At 40.9% G+C, this 20,102-nt stretch carries 14 protein-coding genes; 8 read left to right on the plus strand and 6 right to left on the minus strand.

The window, feature by feature from the left end; all coding sequences use genetic code 11:
* Positions 1-67: 67 nt before the first annotated feature.
* The 5 genes from ACT29I_RS03760 to ACT29I_RS03780 all read left to right on the plus strand — a co-directional run bounded on the left by ACT29I_RS03760 (position 68) and on the right by ACT29I_RS03780 (position 5,205).
* Positions 68-1,225 (plus strand): hypothetical protein, encoded by a 1,158-nt coding sequence (locus ACT29I_RS03760; RefSeq protein WP_444792711.1) that lies wholly within the window; start codon positions 68-70, stop codon positions 1,223-1,225.
* A 36-nt stretch (positions 1,226-1,261) separates the two neighbouring features.
* Positions 1,262-1,948 (plus strand): ABC transporter ATP-binding protein, encoded by a 687-nt coding sequence (locus ACT29I_RS03765; protein WP_430931447.1) that lies wholly within the window; start codon positions 1,262-1,264, stop codon positions 1,946-1,948.
* 11 nt (positions 1,949-1,959) lie between these two features.
* Positions 1,960-3,123, plus strand: a complete 1,164-nt coding sequence (locus ACT29I_RS03770) for an ABC transporter permease (RefSeq protein WP_430931448.1) — start codon at positions 1,960-1,962, stop codon at positions 3,121-3,123.
* Positions 3,124-3,131: 8 nt separating this feature from the next.
* Positions 3,132-4,409 (plus strand): ABC transporter permease, encoded by a 1,278-nt coding sequence (locus ACT29I_RS03775; RefSeq protein WP_430931449.1) that lies wholly within the window; start codon positions 3,132-3,134, stop codon positions 4,407-4,409.
* A gap of 64 nt (positions 4,410-4,473) precedes the next feature.
* The gene (locus ACT29I_RS03780) at positions 4,474-5,205 is read left to right on the plus strand and encodes an outer membrane lipoprotein-sorting protein (protein WP_430931450.1); all 732 of its coding nucleotides are present in this window, start codon (positions 4,474-4,476) and stop codon (positions 5,203-5,205) included.
* 742 nt (positions 5,206-5,947) lie between these two features.
* Here ACT29I_RS03780 and ACT29I_RS03785 read toward each other — a convergent pair.
* Positions 5,948-6,313: a hypothetical protein gene (locus ACT29I_RS03785; RefSeq protein WP_444792712.1), complete on the minus strand. Its 366-nt coding sequence runs from the start codon at positions 6,311-6,313 to the stop codon at positions 5,948-5,950.
* Between the two features lie 234 nt (positions 6,314-6,547).
* Positions 6,548-8,740: a KamA family radical SAM protein gene (locus ACT29I_RS03790; RefSeq protein WP_444792713.1), complete on the minus strand. Its 2,193-nt coding sequence runs from the start codon at positions 8,738-8,740 to the stop codon at positions 6,548-6,550.
* Positions 8,741-9,447: 707 nt separating this feature from the next.
* Between ACT29I_RS03790 and ACT29I_RS03795 the strand changes: the two genes are divergently transcribed.
* Positions 9,448-10,401 carry a hypothetical protein gene (locus ACT29I_RS03795; RefSeq protein ID WP_430931453.1) on the plus strand — a complete coding sequence of 318 codons (954 nt, stop codon included), beginning with the start codon at positions 9,448-9,450 and terminating at the stop codon, positions 10,399-10,401.
* A 101-nt stretch (positions 10,402-10,502) separates the two neighbouring features.
* On the opposite strand, the gene purT is transcribed toward ACT29I_RS03795, so the two are convergent.
* Together purT and ACT29I_RS03805 are read right to left on the minus strand one after the other, a co-directional pair.
* Complete coding sequence (gene purT / locus ACT29I_RS03800; RefSeq protein ID WP_430931454.1) at positions 10,503-11,699, minus strand: formate-dependent phosphoribosylglycinamide formyltransferase; 1,197 nt, start codon at positions 11,697-11,699, stop codon at positions 10,503-10,505.
* Between the two features lie 465 nt (positions 11,700-12,164).
* Positions 12,165-13,463 carry a hypothetical protein gene (locus ACT29I_RS03805; RefSeq protein WP_430931455.1) on the minus strand — a complete coding sequence of 433 codons (1,299 nt, stop codon included), beginning with the start codon at positions 13,461-13,463 and terminating at the stop codon, positions 12,165-12,167.
* Between the two features lie 721 nt (positions 13,464-14,184).
* Between ACT29I_RS03805 and ACT29I_RS03810 the strand changes: the two genes are divergently transcribed.
* Positions 14,185-14,316: a hypothetical protein gene (locus tag ACT29I_RS03810; protein ID WP_430931456.1), complete on the plus strand. Its 132-nt coding sequence runs from the start codon at positions 14,185-14,187 to the stop codon at positions 14,314-14,316.
* A 274-nt stretch (positions 14,317-14,590) separates the two neighbouring features.
* Here the strand turns inward: ACT29I_RS03810 and ACT29I_RS03815 are convergent, their stop codons facing one another.
* Positions 14,591-15,982 carry an FAD-binding oxidoreductase gene (locus ACT29I_RS03815; RefSeq protein ID WP_430931457.1) on the minus strand — a complete coding sequence of 464 codons (1,392 nt, stop codon included), beginning with the start codon at positions 15,980-15,982 and terminating at the stop codon, positions 14,591-14,593.
* A gap of 195 nt (positions 15,983-16,177) precedes the next feature.
* Positions 16,178-17,278 (minus strand): nickel-binding protein, encoded by a 1,101-nt coding sequence (locus tag ACT29I_RS03820; protein WP_444792714.1) that lies wholly within the window; start codon positions 17,276-17,278, stop codon positions 16,178-16,180.
* A 554-nt stretch (positions 17,279-17,832) separates the two neighbouring features.
* On the opposite strand from ACT29I_RS03820, the gene ACT29I_RS03825 reads away from it, so the two are divergent.
* On the plus strand, positions 17,833-20,025 hold the full coding sequence (locus ACT29I_RS03825) for a S9 family peptidase (RefSeq protein ID WP_444792715.1): 2,193 nt from the start codon (positions 17,833-17,835) through the stop codon (positions 20,023-20,025).
* Positions 20,026-20,102: the final 77 nt, after the last annotated feature.

Consider the following 20,102-nt stretch of genomic DNA (forward strand, 5'->3'; position numbering starts at 1 on the left):
ACAATAGCCTTGATTACCTTGTTACAGCACCTATAAACTTTATGTTTTACGACATTATGCAAACAAAATGTTAAAATGCAGACTTATTGGGTGGGTGGTTCTTACTCTGGTAATCAGCGCAGAAGCACAGAACACAGAACAGGTTCCGAAAAACATGCCCGAACACAACGGTCAATTTTCGGCCTGGACGCTTTACAATCCCGACAACCCCGTCCCCCTTCTTGCAGGTAGTAGATACATTCCTCAGTTAAACTATGCTATTTCTTTAAACAAAAACAACAAAATTGATTTTGAAGTCTCGGCGAATATTTTTGGCAATATTGGTTATCGTTCAATAGATTCTATCTCTACCCATGGCGGGATAAGGACATACAGAGCCTGGGGAAGATATTCCTCCAAACAGTTAGAAGTACGCATCGGTTTGCAGAAGATAAACTTTGGGTCGGCTACCATGCTCAGGCCTTTACGATGGTTCGACCAGGTTGATCCCCGCGACCCTTTACTACTCACTAACGGGGTATGGGGAGTTTTAGGCCGTTATTATTTCCTCAACAACACCAATATATGGCTCTGGTGTTTGTATAGTAACCATAGCGTAAAAGGTATAGAATTTTTAACGACGAAGAAAGGTTACCCTGAGTTCGGAGGAAGGGTTCAGTACCCCGTTTCATCGGGTGAGGCTGGATTGTCGTTCCATCACAGAATGGCCGATTCAAGAAATTTGAACAATACAATACCTGAATATGATGTTATCCCTGAAAACAGAATAGGACTCGATGCGAGATGGGATAAAGTAATCGGAGTATGGATTGAAGGCGTTTGGGTAAACAAGGGAGAAAACCTCGGAAAATATAGCAACCGCGAAATATTCACCGCCGGAACGGATTATACATTTGGCATTGGGTCAGGGTTAAGCATAATCGCGGAACACATGGTTATCGCCAATGACGAAAAAGCTTTTTCCTTTCGAGACGCTACAAACTTTTCCGCTCTTACCCTATCCTATCCCATCGGCATGTTCGACAAATTAACTTTTATTACCTATTTCGATTGGCATAACAAGTCGGCATACAGATTTGTAAACTGGCAAAAGGAATTTAACAAAACATCGCTTTACATTATGGGTTATTGGAATCCTATAGACAGCATGCTACCAGTTACGAGCTCAGAAGAAAATATACTGGGCGGGGCTGGCATACAATTATTGTTTGCTTTTAACCATTAACGAGAAGAATTATTGTTAATGCACATAGTCAATAAGATGGATATAATTAAAATAAATGCATTGGTAAAAAAATTTCCGGTAGGCAAAGGATACTTTACCGCACTCAATAACATCGACCTAAACTTTGGCAAGGGCGAGTTTGCCGGTCTGGTAGGTCCAAGCGGTTCGGGCAAAACAACCCTGTTAAACATCATAGGCTCGCTTGACATACCAACTAGTGGCAGTGCTATTGTTATGAACAAATCCGTTTCCGATCTAAGTCATAAACAGTCGGCTGGATTGCGCAACCAACATATTGGTTTTATATTTCAAACATATAACCTATTACCGGTTTATACGGTATTCGAAAATGTTGAGTACTCACTTCTTCTGCAAAAGAAATCGAAATCGGAAAGAAAAAAAGCGGTATTGGAAGCCTTGGAGTGGGTCGGTCTGACCGACAAAGCATTGTCAACACCCAACATGCTTTCCGGGGGAGAATGCCAACGGGTAGCTATTGCCAGGTCCATGGTAAAAAAGCCTGAGATTGTGTTGGCCGATGAACCGACTGCAAATCTCGACTCAAAAAACTCTCACCATATTTTGCAAACCATGAAACGGTTGAACGAAGAACTGGACGTGACCTTCCTTTTTGCCACGCACGACGAAAAGGTGATGAAATATCTTAACAGGATTATTACCCTGGAAGACGGTAAAGTTGTTAGTGACGAAACCAACTCCTAAAAACCAGCATTATGATCGCACTAAAACTGGCATATAAAAATTTGATGGGTGCCGGACTCCGAACCTTTCTCAACGTATCGGTATTATCCTTTGCCTTTGTGCTTATCATATTTTACAACGGTATGATCGACGGGTGGAACAGGCAGGGAAGGAACGACACCCAAGACTGGGAAATCGGGCAGGGACAGTTCTGGCACCCGGGGTATGATAAATACGACCCTTATACCATTAAAGAATCCCATGCACTTCTGTCGGAAGAAGTCAATAGCCTAATAAAAGAGCGCAAGGTTACTCCCGTATTAATTTCACAGGCCACTATATATCCTCAGGGACGGTTACAAAGCATTGTTCTGAAGGGTGTAGAGCCCTTCCAACAAATCCTCAAATTACCTACTGCCGATTTATACAATGTGCAGGATGAGTATTCCGCCATTATAGGCAAAAGGATGGCAGAAAACACAAAGTTAAAAGCGGGCGACAAGGTATTGGTTCGATGGCGCGACAAAAACGGAACCTTTGATGCCCGCGAGATATATATTGCGTCTGTCTTTCAGTGCAATGTTCCTTCGATTGACCATGGCCAGATATATATCCAATTGGGAGTATTGCAAAAAATGACCGACCTCACAAACGAAGCAACACTGCTGGTAGTCGGCGAAAAGTACGAAGGTGGCGATATAACAGGCTGGTTATTTAAAGATCCAGATGAACTACTTGCCGATTTCGACAAACTTATCAAATCGAAAAAAGCGGGAGGAACCATATTACAGGCTGTATTGCTGACCATTGCCCTCCTGGCCATTTTCGACACACAAGTGCTTTCCATTTTCCGCAGACAAAAAGAAATAGGCACCCATATAGCATTGGGAATGACCCGCGCGCAGGTGGTGGGAATATTTACCGTGGAAGGCGCAGCACATAGTATTCTGGCCGCTATGGCAGGTGCAATTTACGGCATCCCCCTTTTTATGTATATAAACACCAAAGGAATTTCCTTTGGTTCGCAAGACATGGGCCTTACCATTGCTGACACCATATATCCATACTACAGCCTGGGGCTTATCATCGGCACCCTAATCCTGGTGGTGATAGCTGCAACAATAGTCAGTTATATTCCGGCCAAAAAGATTTCCAAAATGAACCCAACAGATGCTTTAAAAGGGAAAATTGCGTAAAGAACAGGATGATGATACGATTTATTTTAAAAGGAGTAGTAAGAGACAAAAGCCGAAGTGTATTGCCTATTATAGTAGTTTCACTTGGCGTATTCCTCACCGTTTTTATGAGTGGATGGATAGGTGGGGTATTTGGAGATATGATTGACCTAAATGCCAATTTCACCACCGGCCATGTTAAAATCATGACGCGTTCGTTTGCCGAGAACAAGAACCAACTGCCCAACGACCTGGCTTTGATGAATGTGGAGCAATTAACGGCGCAACTCAAAAACGACTATACCAATATGGAATGGGTGAACAGGATACATTTTGGTGGTTTGTTGGATGTACCCGATCAAAATGGCGAAACAAGGGCACAAGGGCCGGCCGCAGGAAAGGCCATCGACATGCTTTCTCCCGGCACCAACGAAGTGCAAAGGATGAACATTACCAATGCTTTAGTGAAAGGCTCATTGCCAACAAAACAGGGAGAAGCGCTTATCAGCAATGACTTTGCTGATAAATTCGGCGTAAATATAGGGGATGATATAAGTATTTTTGGTACCACCATGAATGGCAGCATGATGCTGAAAACCTTCACGCTATCCGGTACGGTAAGCTTCGGTAATACCATGCTGGACCGAGGAGCTATAATCGTCGACATCCGGGATGCCCGCCTTGCCCTTGACATGGAGGATGCCACAAGTGAGATACTGGGTTATTTTACACAAGGTGGCTACGACGATGCCAGAGCCGATTCGGTAAAGACCACATTCAATCGTAAGTTTTCATTAGTTGAAGACGAATTTTCCCCGCAGATGTTTAAACTCAGTGAAATGGGCGGCATGAAAGAATATTTACCGATGGCCAAAAGGATGAGCACCATGATGATCGTTATTTTTGTTGGCGCCATGTCGGTGGTGTTGTGGAATACCGGTTTACTTGGAGGCTTGCGCCGCTATAGCGAATATGGTGTAAGACTTGCCTTGGGCGAAGAAAAAGGACAAATCTACCTAACTATGGTTTACGAAGCTATTATCATTGGTTTGGCCGGATCTATCCTGGGAACATTACTGGGTCTGGTAGCATCCTACTACCTGCAAGAAAACGGTATCGATTTTAGCGCCTTAACAAAAGACCTCACCATGATGATGCCTACGGTATATAGAGCTAAGGTAAGTCCGGAGTTATTTTATATCGGCTTCCTTCCCGGCTTAATTGCCATGACACTTGGCAACGCTCTGGCCGGACTGGCCATTTACAAGCGCAACACAGCACAATTGTTTAAGGAACTGGAAGTTTAACGGGCATAGTCAGACGAGATTGATCAGATTGAAAATAGCATGTTACGACAAATAAAACAAACGCATGAAAGCAACCGTATTATTGTTAGGGTTACTGGCAAGCGCAAGCATTAAAGCGCAAACGGCCAATGAAATCCTGCAGAAGGTAGATTTAAACATGTCGGCCGAAAACCGGGTAGTCGAATCATCGATGACCATTCACGGAAGGCGCATCAGTCGCACGCTGACTTCCAGAACCTATTCGGTAGGTGATAAAAAATCTTTTACAGAATATCTTTCACCTGCACGTGAAATGGGGACTAAAATGCTAAAACTTGAAGACAGGCTTTGGATCTACTCCCCTTCTACCGACAGAATCATACAAATATCGGGTCATATGCTGCGCCAATCGGTTATGGGATCAGACTTTTCGTACGAAGACATGATGGACAACCGCAAACTGACGGAGATATACAATGCGGAAATTATAGCAACAGAGGAAAACGACGGAAGGAAAACTTTTGTACTGAAACTTACTGCCAGTATTGAAGATGTTGCATACCACTCCAGAAAAATATGGGTAGATGCCCAACATTACGTGCCCTTGCGAGAAGAATTATTTGCCAAAAGCGGTCAACTGTTAAAAAGCACCACCCTTGGTGATTTACAGAAAGTACAGGAAAAATGGTATCCCATGAAAATCAAATACAAGGACATGTTGAAAAATGGTGACGGAACAGAAATACAGATAAATAGCATTAAGTTCAACCAGGAAATACCGGAGTATATTTTTACCAAAGCGGCATTGAAACAATAAGCCTTATCGCCATTTACTAAATGATTACGTCATGATTTCATTTGGTTCCTATTTCTTTTATGTACAAGATTTTCTAATTTGAATATTAGAAATTTCAATAACCGGGGTATCCTGTTCATACCCTTTAGCTTCAGTATATTTATTTAGCCCGGGTAAACTTTTTTGACCCTAAAAAATACGGAATATAATAATCAACAGTGCTTTCATCTCATCATAATCCCCAAATTGTCATTATACTTCATGTAAATGCCAATTCGATGATTAAAATTTAAACATTACTTAAACCCGCAATATGCATTAGAAATTCTATTACACATTGAAATTACTTTAAAACAAGACACTTCGTTACATCACTTCAGCTCACCAGAACGATGCTATCCTCGTTTCAGTAATGCCTTGTTTTATTGTCCTTGCAATGCTCATGACGAACCTCCAATACATAATCCGGGTTAAACATAGCAATGTAAGATTTTCTAAACCGGTATTCTCTCGATACGGCTGATGCCTGCTGACAATAAGGATTTTTCATATTCCGAATGACAGATCTCGGATAATTTTACGTTTCGAACGTATTCGATAGAACTCAATTAGCATGTTTCGCCACTGGCAGAGAATTTTCAGGGCGCGTTTCATTTTCTGTTTTTCCATTTGTCACAGTACCTTATAGGGTCTTTTATACTGTAATTCCTTATCACATTCCGATTTTCATTTTTCAATGATGTTTTGATAAACCTCGTTTTTCTTATTCAAAGTGCAAATTGATTCCGCCAAACCATTTTACGGATATGTTATACAATACGGCCCCAATCATTCCCCATATAAAACCGGCAGCTGAAAAAAGTAAAGGCATTCCAATAAGTGCGCCGAATGCCAGGACGGTGCCGAAACTTAACCCAGGTGTTTCTGTTGAGACCATCCAATTCATAGTTACAAGCACATCGACGATTAGTCCACCAAAAGAATAAAGAACTCCGCAAACTAGTCCAACATGCCCCCCTAATACCGCATGGAATCTCCCGAAGGAGAACACTCCAATCTTTTTTATCTTTTCCATTGTTACCTGATTGTCTTCATTTATCTTCATATGCTCCTTTGCGAATAGGTGCATCTCATTTATTTTTAATTGCACTTTTCCTTATATACCCTTCATTATCGCAAGCTGCATTGGCATCAACAATCTTCTCTAATATCTGTTAAAAATATAGCTGCCCCTGAATTATGGAGCAACCCCTTACAATGTGAATTTTGCGATATTTTATTCCATCAAAGTCATTTGTTTAAACATAGCGAAAATATATCACGCACGAGTTGCAATATATAGCGACATATTTCCACAAACAACCTACTCCGGAATCTTCAAATTCGTCATTTCATCCACCACTTTAAAATCATAGTCAGGATATTCGTAAACAGAAAGCCGGGGTTCGGTTTCACCAATGGAATAGCCCCAGATGCTTTCGTACTCTGAAATGTCCTCTCCAATTTCTTCCAGCTGATTTAAATATTCGCTTATAGATTTGGATTCTATAATAACCACCTTACCCATTTTGTGTATAATGGGGCTGTGGTTTCGGTTACCGTCATGATCGAATTCCAATATGCGCCTACCATACCTTGTAATACCAATCACCCTGTATGTCATACTTTTCCCTACACCGGGAAGATTCAATACATTGCGGTCTGTGGCCAGGAATGGGATGCCCGCTTCTTTTCGCAGTTTATTAATGTTGTCAACCATTTCTTCGGCATTCATGGGAAATTCCTTTATGCTATCGTGATATTCTTCAGCTATTTTACCCATAGGTTTTTCTTCCACTTGCTCCTGAACGGCGCGGGCATTGGTGGCAAAGTTGAAACTATTCTCCATGTAACCTTTAACCGAGAAAGTGTAGTAGGTAAGAATTCCTATATCATTCAAGCACTGCCTCAACTTATTGGTATGCCCCCTGCGCGACGATGCCGATGTAAAAACATGCTGGTTGGTCACCGTCCAACCGGCAAAAATGAGCTTCTTCACAGCCACAGCCACCTCCGGAGTAATTTCCAGGGGCGACTCAATGTGGGTTTGGATAAGAAATTGCTTCACGCCAATTTCAGATGCCCTGGTTTTAAATTCTTTTAGTATGGTAATAAGCTCCGGAGTTATCCGTTGAGGAAGATACACCGGCAATCTTGTTCCCAACCTTACCCGGACCATCTCGGCATGCTTTTCACCATCTGCTCTTTTTTCATTGTCCGTTTTTTTATTCCGTGCCATCTCGTAAACAGCATCCAGAATTTTCTTTAACGAATGATCACTGCTCATAAAAGCATCACCTCCGGTGATAAGAATATCGCGGAGCTGGGTGTCATTTTCCCAATATCGCATGATACTTTTCATCCGCTCTTCCCAGGTTTCTTTAGGCTTAAGCTTGTCCAGGTTAAAGTTTAAATGGCCGTTCTGGAAATCGTACATCCTTTGGCAGGATGCACAAAGACCACCGCAAGCTCGCCCCATGGTGGACGGAATAAAAATAGCCACCTCCGGATAACGTCGGTGCACAATATGATGGGTGGGGAGTATCCAACCCGCTGCATTGGGTTTGCCGGGCTTAACAATATCTTCCTTTTCCCAGGCCTTAATATTTCCGAACTCCTCCACGAGCTGCTTACTGTAAAGAACATAGTAACGAATAGCCAGATCGGAACCTATCGCAAAATACGGTACCCGCACATGCAAAAGCGATAGGTAATAAGGGTTGACAAAAAACGGTATGCCTGCCTCTTCGGCTTCGTACAGGATTTTCATGGTATCCGGATCCAACGAGTTCCCCAGCATTTCATTGAGCAATTGTGGGGAGCGGACAGCAAACCTGAGGTGAAACATATGATCTTCCCACCAGTCCAGCACTTTTAGGAACTTTTGTTCATGGGACATTCCTTCTTCAAAAAAATATTTTAAATCGGTAATCTCTCCCTTGTCCATTTTATCGATCAGGATATTTATAATCCTTTCTCGGTTTTCTTCCCTCAGTTTTACAATACGCGGATCCATGCCGGATGGATACCTGTCCATCCATTCCTCTATTTTTTCCTTTGAAGGCATTTGGCAAGTATACTCTCCCCTATATTGCCGAAACAGATAAAGCATGTCTTTGAAGAATGCAGGCTTTGCCCCTCCGTTGCCATATGTTACAGCCAGCCAAATCATTTTTATGGGATTGCTGACGGCAATTTCTCCTCTCAGGTTTAAATCTTCATATTCCTTACCGGCATTATCGATATAGTCCAACAAGCGTATGGTGGCAAAATCCTGCCAATCCAATTTATCGAACACCTCCCGGCCATGTGCTTCATATTTATAAAATTGATAGGCTTCGGATCTTTTACGAAAGTCTGCAACAATCCAATTCCGGACGCCAATCAATGCTTCTGTCTCATTGCGGGCATTCCGCATAATCTCATCCAGCTTAGGGTTTTCCTGAAGTAATTGTTTAAGTACCCTATGCGCTCGTACCGTGATGGCAATTTGATCTAACTGAGGATATGCCAGCATAACGAATTGTTTAAGTTGTACAATATTGTGCACACGAATGCTATATAAATTTACGAATAAATACAACACAATGGAAACACCTTGATATTACTTTTCCCAGAGGTTGTTACCAGCTCTTGTGGTATTTTTAGCCTTTGTGCCATATCGAGCCTCTCTCGTCAGTTTTAACCATTCCTCGTGCAACTTTGTAAGGTCCGCATAAAGATATATGCAGCTGTTGTTAGGGAATGTATTAAACCCGCAATATGCATTCGAAATTCTTTTACGCAAGTAAACTACTTCAAAACAAGGAATTTCACTAAGTTGCCTCAACTCACAGGGCGGTGCTATGATTTGTTTCAGCAACTCCTTATTTTATGGTTTTTTAAATGCTCATTACGTATCTCTAATATATTCCGGGTTAATTAGATATACCATAACTATACGTTATTTTGAATTACTCTTTTGCATTTAACCCGCAATATGTATTAGAAAATCTATTACACATTGAAATTGTTTCAAAACAAGACACTCCGCTGCTTCACTTCAACTCACCATAACGATGAAAACCTAGTAAGATTGTACTTTCAATGTTCACGACGAAGTTCTAATGCATAATCCGGGTTTAACAAGCCATAAGAGTCAGAATGGATCTCAAAAAACATTTGGATAACGAATTAGGATTTAATGAAGAGGATATTTAAATTTATAGCTTGCTGAAATAAACAATGAACAAACAAGAAATCATAACGTGGTTGCTTGCTGGTGATGTTTCGATACAGTACCAGGTTCACCGTGATTTATTGGAAAAAACCAAAAAGGAACTTCAACAGAGGATAGCCAAAGAAGGCTGGGGCAAACGTTTTTTATCAAACCGAAATACAAACGGCCATTGGGGAATGGGGTTTTATCAACCCAAATGGATTTCTACCCATTACACGTTATTAGACCTTCGCAACCTAAATCTTTGTCCTGATCATTTTGCTGTTAAGGAAACTATTGATTTGGTAGTGGGTTCTCATAAATCAAAAGATGGCGGTATTCAGCTGGGTTCGTCAACATTTGAGCATAGCGATGTATGTGTCAATGCTATGTTTTTGAATTATGCTTCGTACTTTAAAACCGAAGAACAGAAATTATACTCGGTTGTTGATAGCATTCTGAATGAAATTATGCCCGATGGAGGATTTAATTGCAGAACAACAAGAAGTGGTGCCAAGCATAGTTCTTTGCACACCACCCTTTCTGTATTGGAAGGGATAATAGAATTTTTAAAAGCAGGATATAACTATCGGATAACAGATCTGCAGAAAGCAAGTGAAAGTGCGGAGGAGTTTATTTTGCTTCATCAATTATTCCTGTCAGATAGAACCGGAGAAATAATCCGAAAAGAGTTTTTGAGAATGCCCTATCCCAGCAGGTGGAAGTATGATATTTTACGCGCACTGGATTATTTTCGATATGCAGGAAGAAAGTGGGACGACAGGATGGAGGCAGCTGTACATGTTATCCTGAATAAGAGAAGAAAAGATGGCCGCTGGAACCTCCAGGCGGCCCACCCAGGCCAAATACATATTGAGATGGAAAAAGCAGGGCAAGCAAGCAGGTGGAACACACTGAGGGCTTTGCGGGTGTTGAAACATTTTGGGTTGGAAAAACTACCACCTTTCCCAAAGTATTGAACTTTGGAAAAGGTTAAAGCACAGGACTATGGGAAAGCTATAAAAACATTTCTTTTGAATTATAAGCTTTTCACTATTGATCGTTATCGCAAGACCAGGGACTATAGGTTTACCTTAATCGCCCTACTCGCCTTATTCGCTTTTTCCCTGGCCTCTTCAACCGAAGCTCCCCTTGCCAAGCACACACCCATTCTTCGTTCACCTTGTACTTCAGGTTTTCCAAACAACCGAACTTGCGTATCGGGTTCAATCAATGCTTGCTCCAATCCTGAATAAGTAACCTGATTTGAGTTCCCCTCTACCATAATTACACTACTGGCTGCCGGTGCATGCTGAACAATGTTGGGAATGGGCAAACCCAGCACGGCTCTAACATGCAAAGCAAATTCGCTTAAATCCTGCGATATCATGGTTACCATCCCGGTATCATGCGGACGAGGAGAAAGCTCGCTGAAATAAACGGTATCTCCTTTTACGAAAAACTCCACACCAAACAAACCTCTTCCGCCTAAAGCTTTCACCACTTTCTCGGCAATATATTGCGAATCTGCCAAAGCTTTCTCGCTCATGGACTGTGGTTGCCACGATTCCTGGTAATCGCCTCCTTCCTGGCGATGACCGATAGGAGCGCAGAACGAAACGCCTTCCACATGGCTGATGGTTAATAAAGTTATCTCGTAATCAAAATCCACAAATCCTTCAATAATCACCCGATCGCTGTTTCCGCGAGCACCTTCAAGTGCATAGTTCCAGGCATAATCAATGTCTGCTTCGCTTTTCACCACACTTTGTCCTTTGCCCGATGAGCTCATGATAGGCTTGATCACACAGGGATAACCGATTTCCGCTACGGCTGCATCAAATTCTTCTTTGGTTCCGGCGAACTTGTAGGGTGAGGTTTTCAACCCTAGTTCTTGGGCAGCCAAAGTCCTAATGCCTTCACGGTTCATGGTCAGTTTGGTGGCGTTAGCGGTGGGAATCACATTAAAACCCTCCTTTTCGAGTTCCAACAAAGTATCCGTTGCAATGGCCTCTACCTCGGGAATGATGTAATCGGGTTTTTCTTGGCGAATAATTTTAGCCAGTGTCGCTCCATCCAGCATGGAAACCTCATAACTACGGTGAGCCACCTGCATGGCCGGGGCATTTCTATATTTATCGATAGCTATCACCTCAACGCCATATCGCTGAAACTCGATGACTACTTCTTTGCCCAATTCTCCGGAACCTAACATGATAACTTTTGTCGCTGTAGGAGATAATGGTGTTCCAATTACTGTTTTTGATGTACTGTTCATGATTAATTGGGTATTTTTAAGCTGCAAAAATAGGTTTTTAATCGAAAAGCAGAAAACCAAAGATCTTGGAATAATTATTTGCTTTCAATCTGATTATTAGTGCAAATAACTGATCAAACCCCAATTGTTGGAAAAAGTGCATTCCCAATTTTACCGTCAGGTCAACATTTCCTGATGATTCACAAAAAGGCTACTCCAATTTACAGGCTCATCAAAGGAGACAATTGTCAACTGAAACCTCCAGGGAGTGCTCGATTTTCAAAAGAACTGTAAAATCATTGATGTCTATATTCTCTCTAACCAAATGCACAAATTATGAGTTATTGTTTTGGGATAAACAACCGTAACCATATTTATTCTATGTGAAAATACAAACGTGGAAATTCAGCGAACTTCCACGTTTCGTATTTACCGTGCAATTATTTTGCACGTCAAATTGCTATCAACACATTCGTAGTTAATGTTCTACTGACTTATGGAGTCAGGCAGCATAATGCTTCTTACTTCCATTTCCCCCACTTCGCCAGGCGCCACAAAATTAAGTTGAGGAGTTGCTTTAACTTTGTCCATTAAAGTTGTACTTATGTTTCCTTCCAATTCCAAGGTTCTGATAGTGGCCGTCGAAACACAATCGCCTGTTTCCTTTAGTTGCACCCTAAACGTGTTAAACTGAATTTCCACTTTTGTATTTCTGCCGATATCGTTTCCGGAACCATCCCCATTGAATATAAATTTTTGGACGGGTCCGCTTCCGGCAAAAACATCCAAAGCATGATCATTATCCGTATAAGAATAAGAAGCAAATGTACTGCTGATTACTTTTTCGATATTGAATCCCGGATCGGCGGTATATATTGTAAAATAACGTTCTCTTTTACCATAGGTCCAGTCACTTCTGGTTTCGCTGGCAGTGACATAAATTCTAGCTCTCAGGTGAGTTGATTCGTTTAATATACTGACAGAACAATACATGCGTGGGCCATGCCCATCAAATTCCTTATCTCCCCTACTCTTACCCGGCATGGTGGCATGAAGTGGCATTACGGATATATTGGAGACCGTAAAATTATCAAACTTGCTTTCGCATATATCAGGTGCAGGCTGTATCACGGCCATGGTTGATATATTTCGTCCATTCCATCTTAAGATTATTCGTTTGCTTTGCGCGTTTAATGGTACGCCTGACGATCCAAGATTCAACGTCATAGCATAATGCGTTGGCATATCCAAATGGTTAGTGATATTAATTTCACTTGATCCGCTAACCAGAAAAACCTGCACGTTGGTCATGTCAAAATCGTATCCAAAAAATTCAATTTTGTTACGACGGTTTTGTGGCAGTGACATATCAACTGCTGAAGGTACTACCTGACAAAGTTGTGGTTCGACGGGTGGCAATTCCGTCCCCAACATTTTTGATTTAATCCGTTGAAGACCTTGCCTCATGCGATGTCGCAGAAAATCAACATTACAACGAAATTCTGTTCCTGCAGCTGCGATACCGCGCTGAAGCAGGTTAGAAACTTCGTTCTTGATGGTGGATTGTATTTCGTCGGGCAAATCAGATATCACCTTGTTCATGATATCTTGCCAATCAGCCGAAGCCGCCCCTAATTCATTGATCCCCCGATCAAGAACAGCAATAGCCTGTTCCGTGGCATTGGGCACTGTAACACCAATGAGTTCCTTTATTTTATTGATCAAATCGCATCCAGTCAACAAAAAAGAGAATGTTAGAAAAACAATTAATACTGACTTCTTCATGATAATAATATTAGGTTTAATACTGTTACCCCTAATTTACACCATGTGCGATTATAGTTCAATAGTTTAAGCCGTATTATTGACCAACAAATAAAATAACACCATAGAACTTATCTTATTTTTGTCGTTTGACTTTGCAAAAATGTAAATTTCATTAAGAATATCTAAGCATTCCGAAAAATCTGCGATGTAAGATTTTTTATATCGGCATTCCCTCGTAATCTCTCTTGACTACTGTGATTAAGGTTAGTGGAGTACAATCTAAATATCGTTACATGGTAAAATTAACCCGTATTAAAGAAAAGGAATTATTAAAGGGAGTAATAAGGCACGCCACCATGCCATGATTGCACATATAAAAGATATATTATTTTTGCATATCGAAATACCCAAAGGGATTGTCGGCATTGTATGTAATTTTACTTAATTTATTTAAAGTGACCATAATATGCCAATGATAAAGGATATTTAAATATTTACACATGAATTAAATATGATGCGGCAAAAATACCGGATGCGTTTCGGGATGTATCTGTAACTTCTGTTATTGCCTCTGTATTGCAGAAATTAGACATACACGTAAAATAATTATACAAAATATAGCCAGGAGAATGTCGGAACTTTATCTTCAGGCATACCGACAGTTTAGTCCAGTTTGCTGGTCGCAGGGGGATAATACAAAACACATCCATGGTACATCCGATCCGTTAAATACCCGACCTTGAACAAGTTAGCAAATGAGGAGGTTGTATTTAGCCAGGCTATGAGCAACTTTCCATTGTGTAGTCCTTTCCGTGGCATTTTCTTTACCGGGACAGATCCCTATGCCAACGGATTAATCCGCAATAGGTAGAGAAAATCCCAACCTGCCGTGCTGGCTGGCAGGGATTACACATTGAATATACTTTAAAGCAAGACACTTCGTTGTTTCACTTCCACACCAGCACGGCGCTCCATCATCGTTGGAACCATCCCAAACCCCTCAGCACAGGTGTTTCCATTTTTACAACGATGTCTTCTTATGAAATTTTAATTTCTACTTTAAAATATACATGGCATTTTATTCCGTTATTGCTGCAACCATATAAAACAACAGGATCTTATTTTATTCATATAATGACAAGAGATCATTCGGCAGGTACGATATTTTGGTTCGTGCTGAAGAAGTTAGCTGGGTCGTACCTGTGTTTAATCTTTGTCAACCTATGGTAATTGTCCTTGAAACTGGCTTTGATGCGTTCCTGTCCTTCATCCATAATAAAGTTTAAATATGTTCCTCCAGATGAATAGGGATGAAGTGCGTCCCAATAAGCTTTAGTCCAATTCGTTAATTTATCTTTATTTGCGGGGTTCGGGTCAACTCCGACAATGACACCTGCATATTTTGCATCGCGATAGGCCCAGGGAGTATCATTTTTACCTACCCGGCCTGCGGCGCCACTTATCGGGTACAGGTGCATTTGCGACAGAGGTGTGGGTATTTCGGATCCAAATTTCTTATGAGCAGTTGCCGCTTCTGGTGGTATATCCGTGTAAAAATCTGCTTTCCAATACCATTGCATTCCGGGAGGAAAGAGTCCGTCGAATAAAGTTTGCACAGCGGGATAAGGCATTTCTCCCACATGTTCAAATATAGGGTTCAGATCCATTGCAGGTCTTAAAATTTCAGGGCCGTTTTTAACATTGCCTGAATAACACCAAACAATACCAATAAACTTTTTGTGATGTAATGCCGGGGGGAATGGCGGGCCGGGGATGTTTAAAGTTGTGATAAATCCATTTAGTTCATCCGGTGCATCATGAATAAAATCATGGTACCATTCCATTATTTCTTCTGTCTGTTCAATCGGCCATAGTGTTGGACCGCCATAAACTGTGGTAACCGGATGAGCCTGAAATTTAAAGGAAGTAACAATACCAAAATTTCCACCCCCTCCCCTAATCGCCCAGAAAAGTTCCTTATTCTGATTTTTATTTACAGTAACAAAACTCCCATCGGCTAAAACCATATCAGCTTCAAGCAGGTTATCAATGGTTAAACCGTACTTTCGTGACAGATGACCAACACCACCGCCTAATGTTAAACCCCCAACGCCAGTGGTTGAAATTATTCCGGCTGGAACAGCCAATCCAAACGGATGGGTTGCATGGTCCACTTCTCCCCAAATATTACCTCCACCAACACGAACCGTATTATCCGAAGTATCTACCCGGATAAATTTGATTCCCGATAGGTCAATGACCAATCCATCATTGCAAATACCTAATCCGCCAGCATTGTGGCCTCCTCCGCGCACAGCTGTTAACAGATTATTATTTCTTCCAAAGTCGACCGAGGCAATTACATCGGCAACATCAACACATTTTACAATGAGCCCCGGCTTTTTGTCGATCATTCCGTTATATACTTTTCTGGATTCTTCATATTCTGCACATTCCGGAAAAACTAATTTTCCCCTTATTTTTGATGCAAACTCATCTTGGGTGTCTTTTTGCACATCTCTTACGGAATTTATCATAATTTATAAATTTAAAGTATTGAATTACATGCCTATGTTCTTTAGAACTAATATTCACTCTCTCGCATTTTGTTGAAATATGTATACAAAACTATGACAAGAAAACGTCATCTATTACCACAATTAGTTCTAATGCAAGCAATTTTGGTTCAAAGAAATATTACAAGAAGAAAGAAAGAAGAAAGAAACAACAAGTTAAAGCTGCACCAATTCGGAAGGCATTATCCTGTATTTTTTACGGAAACATTTAGTATAATAGGAAGGGCTGTTAAATCCCGAATTGTAAGCTACCTCAGATACATTTCCTTTTTGTTTTTGTAATAGACGCAACGATTTTCTTAACCTGAAATGTAGTAAAAAGACATTTGGTGATTTCCCTGTTAACCGAATCATTTCCCGGTAAAGTTTTGATTTGCTGATTCCAATATTTATCTCGAAATCTTCTACTTTTAATTCAGGATTTTGCCACTCTTTTTCAGTAAACTCCATTAAACTGGTGAGGAATTTTTCTTCCCTCGGTGTTAGCACATGAAATTGAGTTCCGTTAACATCTTCACCAATATTTTCGCTCTCAAACAATTGCTGTACTTCAGTTGAGATAACAACCGCAGCAATGGAAACAAAACACATTCTTTGAGCCAGTTTAATAGTATCTTCAAAAATTGATTTTTTATTGGTTACAGGAATACCGGCATGCAATCCGATATGTAATTCTGTAAAATCGATTTGATATTGGGTTCTAGAACTCCTATAATTTTCATGAATCTTTAAAGCACATAAAACTGCTTCCTGTACTGTTCGAAATGAAATCAGAAAACCCTCCTTGTTTTGCCGAACAATATTTCCATTAAAGGTATTCAGAATTGAAAGTATCTGTTTGTAATATTGCTGCACATTTGAAAAAGCAGAAAAAGGATCGGATATTTTAAAAGAGTGATTCTCAATTGTCACCATCATTATTGTTCTGAAGGCCGGGTCGTTAATGATATTTAATTTTGTATCCTGAGCTTTTGCCGGATCTTCAATTCTGCCTAAAAACGATTCAACAATAGCAGCATCTACTTCAATGATTTGATGAGGCACTTCACCATGTGCATCTGCATGCATCTGAATAATGGCATCTCTATCGGGTGCTTCCACCAAACAAAAAGCTGTTTTCCTGATATCATCAAACCAATATGTTAATCCCCGACAATCATATCTGTGCTGAATTTTTAGATCTTCCTGGTGAAGTTGTGCAACAATTTCGGCAGTAACCGATTCAGATACATCGTGGCGATCCATAAATATTGGCATATCATTTTCCTTTTATGAAATGACCTTAAAGTCATCCAGTACACTTTAACCTAACATCGAATTCAGTTAATTGTTTTGTTTGTACCGCAGAGTACAGCCCGATAGCTCACTCAAAATATTACTTTAATAAGTAATTTATCTTCTAGTACAATGTGTGGGATTGATTTAATAAGAAGTTCTATCGTTTATCCTCTAGGTGTTCCTTTAGTACTAGACCATAGATAAAACGAGATCTGTCATTGGGAATTTCAAAAATTCCTTAATATCAACAGCCATAAGCGTATCGAGGTAATCCCGGTTTAAAAAATCTTACATTGCTATGCTTAAGTAATGTTTAGGTTTTGTTCGTCGAATTGGCAATTAGATAAAGTCTGATGCCAATTAAAATTACTTTTTTTTATACTATTCAAGTGTTCATCATTACTAAAAATTTAAAATAGATAGGTAATCCATATTTCAAAAGGTGGCGAACTAACAGAGAGTTTGATTTAGGCCTTGTTTTTGTTAGTTTTGCTCAACAATTAAAATATATAATCAACAAAGCAATTATAACAATGAACAGGATTCTATTAATGATTGGCATCTTGCTGCCTTTAACCGTTCTAGCCCAAAAGAAAACAGTATCACTAGAGGATTTAAATAAAAGCCATACTTTCCACGCCAAGTCGGTTAGCGGCTTGAAATCAATGAATGATGGTATACATTATACCATCTTGGAAAACAAAGCCACACAGATTGTTAAATATGCCTATGCTACCGGAAAGCAAGTAGGTATCATCATGGACCTGGAAAAGATAGAAGATTGTCCTATCCACTATATTCAAAGTTACGAGCTGAACAACGACGAGACCAAGATACTGGTTTATGTGAACCGAAAAGCGGTTTACCGTCATTCGTTTAAGGCCGATTTTTATGTGTACGACATCAAGCGCAAGGAAATCAAGGCACTGTCGGAAGAAGGAAAAGAACAGGTGGCCACCTTCTCTCCCAACGGCGAAATGGTGGCGTATGTTAAGGACAACAACATCTATATCAACAAACTTAAATTTGGAACCACCGCTCAAATTACCGATGATGGGGAGTTCAATAAAATCATCAACGGTATACCTGATTGGGTTTACGAGGAAGAGTTTGGGTATAACAAAGCCCTGGAATGGTCGCCCAACAGTATGGAGCTGGCCTTTGTCCGTTTTGACGAGTCAAAGGTAAAAGAATTTGCCTTTCCATTGTACAAAGGCAGTCACCCCGCTTATGAGGAAAATGCTTTGTATCCGGGTGAATATACATTTAAATATCCCAAGGCTGGCGAAACCAACTCGGAGGTCAGCGTCAATGTTTTTCACGTGAAAAACCGCACCACCAAAACCATGAAAATTGAGGACAAGGAAGAATATTATATTCCCCGCATACGTTGGACTTATGAAGATGGTAAGTTGGCCATATTGAAAATGAACCGTTTGCAAAACCAATTCGACCTGTTGATTGCCAATACGGCCAGTACCCTGACAAAGAACATATTCACACACCGAAACGAATATTACATTGCGGAGGATGTCCTGGATAACCTGACTTTCCTGAGCAATGGCAAACATTTTATTTATGTGGGGGAGCTGGACGGTTACAACCATATACACCTGTACACCATGGCAGGTATGAAAATCCGTCAGCTGACCAAAGGGGAATGGGACGTAATGGAATACTACGGGTACGATGCCAAAAAGAAAATGGTGTATTACAAGGCTGCCGAAAAATCACCTACACAAAGGGAAGTTTATTCTGTATCGCTGGATGGCAAAAAGAAATATAAGCTTTCGCAAAAAGAAGGCACCAATACTGCCGTTTTTAGCAGCAATTATAAATATTTTATCAACTATTATTCCAGTACCAGTACCCCCCCAAAAATAACCCTGCACGATCAAAGCGGCAAGCTGATCAGAACATTGGAGGACAATGCCGAATTCGCAAAGAAAATGGATGAATACGAGATTTCACCCAAGGAATTTTTCTCGTTTACAACCTCCGAAGGAATTGAGCTAAACGGCTGGATGGTAAAACCGTTAAACTTTGATGCCAGCAAAAAATATCCTGTGCTGATGACCCAATACAGTGGCCCGAATTCTCAAAAGGTGTTGGACAAATGGGGTATTGGCTGGGAGCAATACCTGGCCGCCGAAGGTTATGTGGTAGCCTGTGTCGATCCGAGAGGAACGGGTGCCCGTGGGGAGCAATTCAGAAAGTGTACGTACATGAAACTGGGCCAATTAGAATCGGACGATCAGATTGAGGCGGCCAAGTATTTGGGTTCGTTGCATTATTGCGATGCGAATAGGATGGCCATCTGGGGATGGAGTTATGGCGGATTTATGAGTTCGAGCTGCCTGAGTAAAGGGAATGGCGTTTTCAAGGTAGGCATTGCGGTTGCCCCGGTAACCAATTGGCGCTACTACGACTCGGTTTATACGGAAAGATATATGCGCCGCCCGCAGGAAAACGCCAAGGGATATGACAACAATTCGCCGATCAACATGGCCGAAAACCTGACAGGCAGATTATTCCTGATTCATGGCACGGCCGATGACAATGTGCATTACCAGAATACGCTGGAGTACGTGGAACAACTGGTTCAGGCAGGTAAACAGTTTGATATGTTTGTGTACCCGAACCGAAACCACAGTATTTTTGGTGGAAACACACGTATGCACTTGTATCAGATGATGAGCGATTACCTAAATAAAAATCTAAAATAGGGCAGAAACCCTATTTTAGATTTTTATTTGTAAACCGAGCTGCTATTGCCCAGGACAGGAAAACAGCAAAGGAAAAA

It is taken from the genome of Saccharicrinis sp. GN24d3, from assembly GCF_052400645.1.
Taxonomy (GTDB): Bacteria; Bacteroidota; Bacteroidia; order Bacteroidales; family Marinilabiliaceae; genus Saccharicrinis.

Excerpts from the sequence above, each read along its gene's own strand:
- ACT29I_RS03770 (WP_430931448.1), top strand. The coding sequence starts at position 1,960 with ATGATCGCACTAAAACTGGCATATAAAAATTTGATGGGTGCCGGACTC.
- ACT29I_RS03805 (WP_430931455.1), bottom strand. The coding sequence starts at position 13,463 with ATGAAGAAGTCAGTATTAATTGTTTTTCTAACATTCTCTTTTTTGTTG.
- ACT29I_RS03820 (WP_444792714.1), bottom strand. The coding sequence starts at position 17,278 with ATGCCAATATTTATGGATCGCCACGATGTATCTGAATCGGTTACTGCC.
- ACT29I_RS03760 (WP_444792711.1), top strand. The coding sequence starts at position 68 with ATGTTAAAATGCAGACTTATTGGGTGGGTGGTTCTTACTCTGGTAATC.
- ACT29I_RS03825 (WP_444792715.1), top strand. The coding sequence starts at position 17,833 with ATGAACAGGATTCTATTAATGATTGGCATCTTGCTGCCTTTAACCGTT.
- ACT29I_RS03775 (WP_430931449.1), top strand. The coding sequence starts at position 3,132 with ATGATGATACGATTTATTTTAAAAGGAGTAGTAAGAGACAAAAGCCGA.
- purT (WP_430931454.1), bottom strand. The coding sequence starts at position 11,699 with ATGAACAGTACATCAAAAACAGTAATTGGAACACCATTATCTCCTACA.
- ACT29I_RS03780 (WP_430931450.1), top strand. The coding sequence starts at position 4,474 with ATGAAAGCAACCGTATTATTGTTAGGGTTACTGGCAAGCGCAAGCATT.
- ACT29I_RS03765 (WP_430931447.1), top strand. The coding sequence starts at position 1,262 with ATGGATATAATTAAAATAAATGCATTGGTAAAAAAATTTCCGGTAGGC.
- ACT29I_RS03815 (WP_430931457.1), bottom strand. The coding sequence starts at position 15,982 with ATGATAAATTCCGTAAGAGATGTGCAAAAAGACACCCAAGATGAGTTT.
- ACT29I_RS03790 (WP_444792713.1), bottom strand. The coding sequence starts at position 8,740 with ATGCTGGCATATCCTCAGTTAGATCAAATTGCCATCACGGTACGAGCG.
- ACT29I_RS03795 (WP_430931453.1), top strand. The coding sequence starts at position 9,448 with ATGAACAAACAAGAAATCATAACGTGGTTGCTTGCTGGTGATGTTTCG.
- ACT29I_RS03785 (WP_444792712.1), bottom strand. The coding sequence starts at position 6,313 with ATGCACCTATTCGCAAAGGAGCATATGAAGATAAATGAAGACAATCAG.